This is a genomic window from Haemophilus sp. HMSC061E01 (genome assembly GCF_001810345.1).
Classification (GTDB): Bacteria; Pseudomonadota; Gammaproteobacteria; order Enterobacterales; family Pasteurellaceae; genus Haemophilus_D.
This window is the reverse complement of sequence record NZ_KV800998.1, coordinates 242,195-249,010: the sequence shown is the minus strand read 5'-3', so window position 1 is coordinate 249,010 and position 6,816 is coordinate 242,195. Positions and strand designations below refer to the sequence as shown.

The following is a 6,816-nucleotide window of genomic DNA, read 5'->3' as shown; positions in this document are numbered from 1 at the left end:
AAAAAGAGCGGTTAATTAACCGCTCTTTTTTATTTCATGATTTATAACTATGCCCAGAAATAACGCACCACATGGAGGAAAATAGGTGCGGAGAAACAAAGTGAATCCATTCGATCTAAAATACCACCATGGCCACTGATCATATTCCCCCAGTCTTTCACACCCATACTGCGTTTCATTGCTGACATCACGAGCCCCCCTAAGAATCCCATTAAGCAAATTAACAGACTCATTAAAAAGGCTTGCCATGCATTAAATGGTGTCAGCCAATGAAGCAACATACCCAATAAACTTGCGCTTAATACCCCACCAACAAAACCCTCTACTGTTTTAGATGGCGATAAGGTTGGTGCAATTTTATGCTTACCGAAAAGTTTACCCCAAACGTATTGCAACACATCACTTGACTGTACTACCAAGATTAAGAAGATCATTAATAAAAGATTTTTTCCTTCATAACCAGAGATATCAAGGGTCAATAAAGCGGGAATATGTGAAATACAGAATACACTAATCATCAATGCCCACTGAATTTTTGTTGAACGATCTAAGAAATGCGCCGGATCGCCGAGTAATGCCGACAGAATAGGTAAAAATAAGAAGCCATATACGGGAATGAAAATGGTGAACATGCTAAACCAATCAATGGCGACTAAAAAATATTGCAATGGCAAGATCACATAAAAACAAGCGGCTAGCGCAAGATGATCGCCTCGACGAATATTCAATAGAGAAAGAAACTCACGCAATCCCATAAATGAAATAATCAAAAAGAGCCCAATTACGCCATAAAAGCCCAATAAACTCGCAATAAAGATAATCCCAATCATCACCCACCAAGCATTGATGCGTGCATTCAGGTTATCAATAACGCTATTTGGTGTATCCACACCCGATCTGCGTTTTAAAATATATCCTACTGAGGAAGCAAATATTAAGGCGATAAATAAACCACCGAAGAGTTGCCATATTTCTGTCATCATTTGCTCCTAAGATTTGCCTTTTTCACTGACATTTAAACTTAATAATGCTGATTGAGCACGTGTTAAAAAGGCCTCTTTAGCCTCTCCGTTCTCAATCTTTAATGGTTCGCCAACATAAAGATCACATAATAATGGGATCGGTAAAATAAAGCCTTTTGGTAAAACATTATTCATATTACTAATCCAAACGGGCACAAACTCACAATCAGGGTTTTCTTTGGCTAAATAAAACAATCCACTTTTAAACGGCTGAAGTGGTAAATCACCATCCATCTTACGAGTTCCTTCAGGAAAAATAATCAGGGAGTCATTGACTAATGCTTCACTCATTTGTCGTATGGCTGCTTTTGGATCTTGGCTATTACGCTCAATCAGTAACATATTAAACACTTTATAGGCTAGAAAGCGGCGAATCGCACCTTTCGTCCAATAATCTTTGCCTGCAACAGGGCGAGTTTGTTTTCTTACTTCATAAGGCAATGAAATCCAAAGTAAGATAAAATCCCCATGACTATTATGATTGGCAAAATAGACACGATGCCCTTCTGAAGATTGTTCCGCAATTGCGGCTTGTGGTCGAACGCCTGTAATAAAAGAAGCAAAACGACACAATAAAAAATCGATTAATCTCGCAAACATATTTGCTCCTATTATTCCGTCACTTCGGCTAAACCATTTTTTACTCGCTTAATACAAGTCACAATGAGCAAGATAATGACGATATTGGCTACCCACCAGAAAAGTGAATGCAAGCTACCATTCACCGCATAGAGTAAACCGAGCACACCAAATACGAATGCACGATCACTTTTACCCATTGGGCCATCATAACGACGAGTTTTGCCTTGAACTTGCCCTAAAATGCCACATAATTCACTCAACGCGGCAAGCCAAATAATACTTGAGATTTGAATACCATCAAAAGGTGCGACAAAAGCAAAAGGAAGATAAAGTGCCGCATCTGAAACGACATCAGTAATTTCATTAAGATACCCCCCTAATCGACTTTTTTGATTAAATTCACGTGCTAGCATGCCATCAATGGCATTCAACGCCATACGCAAAAACAACCAAATAGGGATAAGGAAGAAAAGAGAAGAAAATGTCGGAAATAGTGCGAGAACCACACCGAGTAAAATAGAAAGTAAGCAGGCAATTAGCGTAACTTGATTTGCCGTTACGCCTTTTGCCGCTAATTGCCTAACTAAAGGCCGAAGTAAATTCTGAAATTTGGGTTTTAAGGCATAGATACTCATCTACCATCTCCTTGTTTTTATTAAAAAACATAAATATGTTTCCAATAATAGGACGGTATAGAGTATTACTCAAGTTTTTTATTCATCCATATAACCTAAACTTCTTAAGGCACGTTCATCATCCGCCCAACCGGACTTCACTTTTACCCAAAGTTCAAGGTGTACTTTATTATCAAATAAGCGTTCCATGTCAGCACGCGCTTCCATACCAATGGTTTTAATTTTTTGTCCTTGAGCACCGATCACCATTTTCTTTTGGCCTTCGCGTTCAACTAAAATCAAGCCATTGATTTCATAAGTACCACGCTCATTTACTTTAAATTGTTCAATTTCAACCGTTACCGAATAAGGTAGCTCTTCCCCTGTGAAACGCATTAATTTTTCACGAATAATTTCTGATGCCATAAAACGCTGTGAACGATCCGTTACATAATCTTCAGGGAAGTGATGAACGCCTTTACGTAATGATTGACGAACAATTTTCTCTAATTGATGGACATTATTACCACGTTGTGCAGAAATCGGCACAATGTGAGCAAAGTTAAACTTGCTGCCTAAATCTGTAATAAATGGCAATAAATCATCTTTATTCTTAATATTATCAACTTTGTTGATGGCGAGTACGACAGGTGCTTTCGCATTACGTAATTTGTTTAACACCATTTCATCATCGGCATTCCAATGTGTACCATCCACGACGAAAATAATGAGATCTACATCCCCGATTGCCGAGCTTGCTGCACGGTTCATTAAACGGTTAATCGCGCGTTTTTCTTCGATATGAAGCCCCGGCGTATCTACGTAAATTTCTTGGTAGATACCTTCCGTTTTAATTCCCACAATACGATGACGTGTAGTTTGCGCCTTGCGAGATGTAATCGAAATTTTTTGTCCTAAAATTTTATTTAACAGGGTGGATTTCCCTACATTTGGGCGACCTACTATAGCGATAAAGCCACAATAGGTCTCTTGTTCTTGATTTAATTCGGTCATTTAATTTCCAATGTTTTTAAGATTTGTTCTGCGGCCGCTTGTTCTGCTTTACGGCGGCTAGAACCTTTCGCAATAAAAGTGCGGTCAATATTGGGTACATTTTTTACTGTACATTCTACGGTGAAGGTTTGGCAATGGGCTTCGCCTTCAATTTTTATTACTTCATAGGTTGGTAAGGCAAAATGCTTACCTTGTAAATACTCTTGCAAGCGCGTTTTGGCATCTTTTTGGTTATCACCCGGTTTAATTTCGGCGAGTAACGTTTTATACCAGCTACGCACAATATCTGCCGCTTTATCAAAGCTTGAATCTAATGCCATTGCGCCAATTACTGCTTCAACACAATCCGCCAAAATCGATTCACGACGAAAGCCACCACTTTTCAATTCACCAGAACCTAAGGACATATAATCCCCAAGCTCAAAATTGCGGGCAATCATCGCCAGGGTTGGCTCACGAACTAATGTGGCACGCATTCTGCTAAGTTCACCTTCATTACAACGAGGGAATTGATGATAAAGCGCATCCGCGATGACATAATTGAGAATCGAATCACCTAGAAATTCTAGGCGTTCATTATGTTGAGTGGAGGCACTGCGGTGTGTCAGTGCCAATTTTAAATTTTTTAGATCGGAAAATTGATAACCAATTTTTCGTTCTAGACGATCTAAATGATTCATATTAATTAATTTTTGTAAAGAAACGGTCTAAACGGAAGCCTGTAGGCCACTCATTTGGTTCTTTTTCTAAACTCATCCAAATATAAGTGGCTTTACCCACGATATTTTTTTCTGGTACAAATCCCCAAAAACGGCTGTCATCACTATGATCACGGTTATCCCCCATCACAAAATATTGCCCTTCAGGCACAATCCATTCAGCAGTAGGTAAGCCTTCTTGTGGATAGAATTCAATCCCCGAATAACGGCGCATTGGCTCCACTAAAATACTGTGTGTCACGTCACCGATTTCCAAATATTCCACTTGCGTTGGGAATGCTGGATTTGTGGGTTCTTGTTTATATTCAAACGCTTTAGTTTGGCAATCTACTTCGCAAGGTTTGCCATCTTTGCCATAAACCAGTGTTAAAGCACTTTTTTCAACATCAAGGATAATGCGGTCACCGCCTTTCCCTATAATACGTTTAATGTAATCTACACCAGACATATTGTTTTTAGATGTTAACGCAAGATTTTCAGCATAAGCCGCTCGTGTTGCCCCTAAACTTGTACGAAGTAACGCTTGCTCCGGTGCTTTAAACACAATTACATCACCACGTTCTGGTTTGTTACCTTCAATAATCGTATTTTGGAAAATAGGATCTTTAATGCCATAAGTATATTTGTTCACGACGAGGAAATCCCCTACGCGCAAGGTCGCTTCCATTGATCCAGATGGAATTTGAAATGGCTCAAAAATAAATGAACGCACAAGGAATACCACGGATAACACAGGGAAAAGCGAAGAAATAAATTCTGAGCCTTCTGAAATAGGCTCAATTTTCGCTTTTTCTTCATCCGTTAATGCTTTGCCTGAGCGTTGTTCTGCGCGTGCGATTTGACGACGACGTCTTGGCATCACGGCAAAGCGGTGATAACACCATAAAATGCCAGAAAGTGCGGTCAAAATCAGCAATAAAATGCTAAATGTGTTAGGCAGTTGGAAATGGTCTAACGCTTTCCAACCGGCAAAGCCCACGACTAACAACAGAATAAAAAATACATTCGACATAGCTCTTTCCTATTTATCCTTACCAACGTGTAAGATCGCTAAAAATGCTTCTTGCGGTACTTCCACGTTACCTAAAGACTTCATTCGTTTTTTACCTTCTTTCTGTTTCTGTAAGAGTTTTTTCTTACGACTCACGTCACCACCATAACATTTTGCTAATACGTTTTTACGCAATTGTTTTACCGTTGAACGAGCAATAATGTGGTTACCAATCGCTGCTTGGATCGCGATATCAAATTGTTGACGTGGAATAAGCTCGCGCATTTTTTCAACTAACTCACGACCACGATAAGGCGCATTATCTTTGTGAACAATTAACGCTAACGCATCAACACGATCACCATTGATCATGATATCCACGCGCACCATGTCTGCCGCTTGGAAACGTTTGAAACCATAATCCAAAGAGGCATAACCGCGAGAAGTTGATTTCAAGCGATCGAAGAAATCTAATACTACTTCGCCCATTGGGATTTCATAAGTTAATGCAATTTGGTTACCGTGATACACCATATTGGTTTGTACGCCACGTTTTTCCACACAAAGGGTAATCACGTTACCTAGGAATTCCTGTGGTACCAACATATTACATTCCGCAATGGGCTCGCGAATTTCCGCAATATTATTTAACGGTGGCAGTTTTGATGGACTGTCCACATAAACTACTTCACCATTGGTCATTTCGACTTCATAAATTACAGTTGGTGCCGTGGTAATCAAATCAAGATCGTATTCACGCTCTAAACGCTCTTGAATGATCTCCATGTGTAAAAGCCCCAAGAAACCACAACGGAAACCAAAACCTAAAGCCGTCGAGTTTTCTGGCTCATAGAAAAGTGATGCATCATTTAGGCTTAATTTACCCAACGCATCACGGAAAGCTTCATAATCGTCAGAGCTAACAGGGAATAAACCAGCATAAACCTGCGGTTTTACTTTCTTAAAGCCTGGCAATACATGACTTGCCGGATTGTGTTGATGGGTTAAGGTATCCCCTACTGGGGCCCCTAAAATATCTTTAATCGCACAAACAACCCAACCTACTTCGCCGGTATTTAATACTGTTGTATCCACTTGTTTTGGCGTGAAAATACCTAGACGATCGACGTTGTAAGCTTGCCCAGTGGACATTACTTTGATTTTGTCACCTTTACGCAACACACCATTCTTAATACGAACTAATGACACCACGCCTAAATAATTATCGAACCAAGAGTCAATAATCAACGCTTGTAACGGTGCATCAGGATCACCTTCTGGTGCAGGAATTTTCGCAACAATTTCTTCTAATACATCTTCAATACCTACACCGGTTTTCGCCGAACAACGTACCGCTTCCATCGCATCAATACCCACGATGTCTTCAATTTCTTCTGCAACACGTTCAGGATCCGCTGCTGGCAAGTCGATTTTATTTAAAATCGGCACGACTTCTAAATCCATTTCAATGGCGGTGTAGCAGTTTGCCAAGGTTTGTGCTTCTACGCCTTGTCCTGCATCCACAACTAATAATGCCCCTTCACAAGCTGCAAGAGAGCGCGATACTTCATAAGAGAAGTCCACGTGCCCTGGTGTATCGATAAAGTTTAATTGGTAAGTTTCACCGTTTTTGGCCTGATAATTTAAGGTTACACTTTGGGCTTTAATGGTAATGCCGCGCTCACGCTCAAGATCCATGGAATCCAACACCTGCGCTTCCATTTCACGATCCGAAAGCCCCCCACAGGTCTGAATTAATCGGTCAGAAAGGGTCGATTTACCGTGGTCAATATGGGCAATAATAGAAAAGTTGCGAATATTCTTCATAAATAGATTAGTTTTCTCAAAAATCATTAAATTTAACTGGCGGATTG

7 protein-coding genes are annotated in these 6,816 nt (G+C 40.0%); all 7 read right to left on the bottom strand.

The genetic code is table 11. The features are described 5' to 3' along the window. Positions 1 to 47: 47 nt before the first annotated feature. Entirely contained in the window at positions 48 to 980 is a 933-nt protein-coding gene (locus tag HMPREF2732_RS01660) for a phosphatidate cytidylyltransferase (RefSeq protein ID WP_186821521.1), read from the bottom strand. Between the two features lie 9 nt (positions 981 to 989). After that, positions 990 to 1,622, bottom strand: a complete 633-nt coding sequence (locus tag HMPREF2732_RS01655) for a lysophospholipid acyltransferase family protein (RefSeq protein WP_049367104.1) — start codon at positions 1,620 to 1,622, stop codon at positions 990 to 992. 11 nt (positions 1,623 to 1,633) lie between these two features. Beyond that, positions 1,634 to 2,239, bottom strand: a complete 606-nt coding sequence (locus HMPREF2732_RS01650) for a CDP-alcohol phosphatidyltransferase family protein (RefSeq protein WP_049367105.1) — start codon at positions 2,237 to 2,239, stop codon at positions 1,634 to 1,636. A gap of 78 nt (positions 2,240 to 2,317) precedes the next feature. Further along, on the bottom strand, positions 2,318 to 3,232 hold the full coding sequence (era, locus tag HMPREF2732_RS01645) for a GTPase Era (protein ID WP_005695525.1): 915 nt from the start codon (positions 3,230 to 3,232) through the stop codon (positions 2,318 to 2,320). Next, a complete protein-coding gene (gene rnc, locus HMPREF2732_RS01640) occupies positions 3,229 to 3,912 on the bottom strand; it encodes a ribonuclease III (RefSeq protein WP_005699979.1) in 684 nt (227 codons plus the stop codon). Before rnc ends, era begins: the two co-directional genes overlap by 4 nt. Position 3,913: 1 nt before the next feature. Then, positions 3,914 to 4,963, bottom strand: coding sequence for a signal peptidase I (gene lepB, locus HMPREF2732_RS01635; protein WP_005700021.1), 1,050 nt, complete (start codon positions 4,961 to 4,963; stop codon positions 3,914 to 3,916). A 9-nt stretch (positions 4,964 to 4,972) separates the two neighbouring features. Continuing rightward, positions 4,973 to 6,769, bottom strand: a complete 1,797-nt coding sequence (gene lepA, locus HMPREF2732_RS01630; protein ID WP_032827441.1) for a translation elongation factor 4 — start codon at positions 6,767 to 6,769, stop codon at positions 4,973 to 4,975. Positions 6,770 to 6,816 lie beyond the last annotated feature (47 nt).

Excerpts from the sequence above, each read along its gene's own strand:
- HMPREF2732_RS01660 (WP_186821521.1), bottom strand. The coding sequence starts at position 980 with ATGACAGAAATATGGCAACTCTTCGGTGGTTTATTTATCGCCTTAATA.
- HMPREF2732_RS01655 (WP_049367104.1), bottom strand. The coding sequence starts at position 1,622 with ATGTTTGCGAGATTAATCGATTTTTTATTGTGTCGTTTTGCTTCTTTT.
- HMPREF2732_RS01650 (WP_049367105.1), bottom strand. The coding sequence starts at position 2,239 with ATGAGTATCTATGCCTTAAAACCCAAATTTCAGAATTTACTTCGGCCT.
- era (WP_005695525.1), bottom strand. The coding sequence starts at position 3,232 with ATGACCGAATTAAATCAAGAACAAGAGACCTATTGTGGCTTTATCGCT.
- rnc (WP_005699979.1), bottom strand. The coding sequence starts at position 3,912 with ATGAATCATTTAGATCGTCTAGAACGAAAAATTGGTTATCAATTTTCC.
- lepB (WP_005700021.1), bottom strand. The coding sequence starts at position 4,963 with ATGTCGAATGTATTTTTTATTCTGTTGTTAGTCGTGGGCTTTGCCGGT.
- lepA (WP_032827441.1), bottom strand. The coding sequence starts at position 6,769 with ATGAAGAATATTCGCAACTTTTCTATTATTGCCCATATTGACCACGGT.